The sequence below is a fragment of the Limosilactobacillus mucosae DSM 13345 genome (assembly GCF_001436025.1).
GTDB classification, from domain to species: domain Bacteria; phylum Bacillota; class Bacilli; order Lactobacillales; family Lactobacillaceae; genus Limosilactobacillus; species Limosilactobacillus mucosae.
In genome coordinates this window covers 1-1,290 of sequence record NZ_AZEQ01000057.1, presented here as the reverse complement: position 1 = coordinate 1,290, position 1,290 = coordinate 1, and the positions used below count along the sequence as shown (strand labels likewise).

3 protein-coding genes are annotated in these 1,290 nt (G+C 50.6%); all 3 read left to right on the top strand.

The features are described from left to right. On the top strand, window positions 1–385 hold a 385-nt coding region (locus FC47_RS10835), incomplete at its 5' end, for a hypothetical protein (RefSeq protein WP_420896572.1). A 351-nt stretch (window positions 386–736) separates the two neighbouring features. Next, a complete protein-coding gene (locus FC47_RS10830; protein ID WP_202812963.1) occupies window positions 737–943 on the top strand; it encodes a hypothetical protein in 207 nt (68 codons plus the stop codon). 81 nt (window positions 944–1,024) lie between these two features. Then, window positions 1,025–1,290, top strand: a 266-nt coding sequence (locus tag FC47_RS10825) for a hypothetical protein (RefSeq protein WP_420896571.1), incomplete at its 3' end; no start/stop codon positions are given.

Below are 1,290 nucleotides of genomic sequence, written 5' to 3'. Positions count from 1 at the left end.
GGAAGCTGACTCGCTCGCACTCAGTGATGCACTCGTTGAAACTGATTCACTGACACTCAGTGAAACGCTAGTCGAAGTTGATTCGCTCGTACTCAGTGATGCGCTCGTTGAAGTGGACTCGCTGGCACTCAGGGATGCACTAGTTGAAGTGGATTCGCTGGCACTCAGCGATGCGCTAGTGGAAGCTGACTCACTTGCACTTTGTGATGCACTCGTCGAAGTGGATTCGCTTGCGCTCAAGGATGCACTCGTTGAAGTGGACTCACTTGCACTCAGCGATGCGCTCGTTGAAGTTGACTCACTTACACTTTGTGATGCACTAGTCGAAGTTGATTCACTGGCACTTAGAGAAGCACTCGTGGAGGCTGATTCACTCACACTTTGAGATTCACTTGCACTTTGAGATGCACTGGTTGAGGCTGATTCGCTCGCACTCAGTGATGAACTCGTCGAAGCGGACTCACTTGCACTCAGTGATGCACTTGTAGAAGCTGATTCGCTTGCACTCAAGGATGCACTCGTTGATGCAGATTCGCTTGCGCTTTGAGATACACTCGTTGATGCGGATTCACTCGCACTCAGCGATGCACTCGTTGAAGTTGACTCGCTCGCACTCAGAGAAGCGCTTGTCGATGTTGATTCACTTGCACTCAGTGATGCACTTGTAGAAGCTGACTCGCTTGCACTCAGAGAAGCACTCGTTGATGTCGATTCGCTGACACTTTGAGAAGCACTAGTGGATGCTGATTCACTTGCACTCAGAGATGCACTAGTTGATACCGATTCACTAGCACTCTGTGATGCGCTGCTTGATGCAGACTCACTTGCACTCAAGGATGCACTTATTGAAGTTGATTCACTCGCACTCAGAGAAGCACTCGTCGAAGTTGATTCACTCACACTCAGCGATGCACTAGTGGAAACTGATTCGCTCGCACTTTGAGATGCACTCGTTGAAGCAGACTCACTGGCACTCAGTGATGCACTTATTGAAGTTGATTCACTCGCACTCAGCGATGCACTAGTGGAAGCCGATTCGCTCGCACTCAGAGATGCACTTGTCGAGGCGGACTCGCTTGCGCTCAGCGATGCACTAGTGGAAGTCGACTCGCTGGCACTCAAAGATGCACTCGTTGATGCTGACTCGCTGGCACTCAGAGATGCACTGGTTGAAGTTGACTCACTGGCACTAAGAGATGCACTCGTGGAAGCGGACTCGCTGACACTCAGTGATGCACTCGTCGATGCAGATTTGCTTACACTCAGAGATGCACTCGTCGATGCAGATTC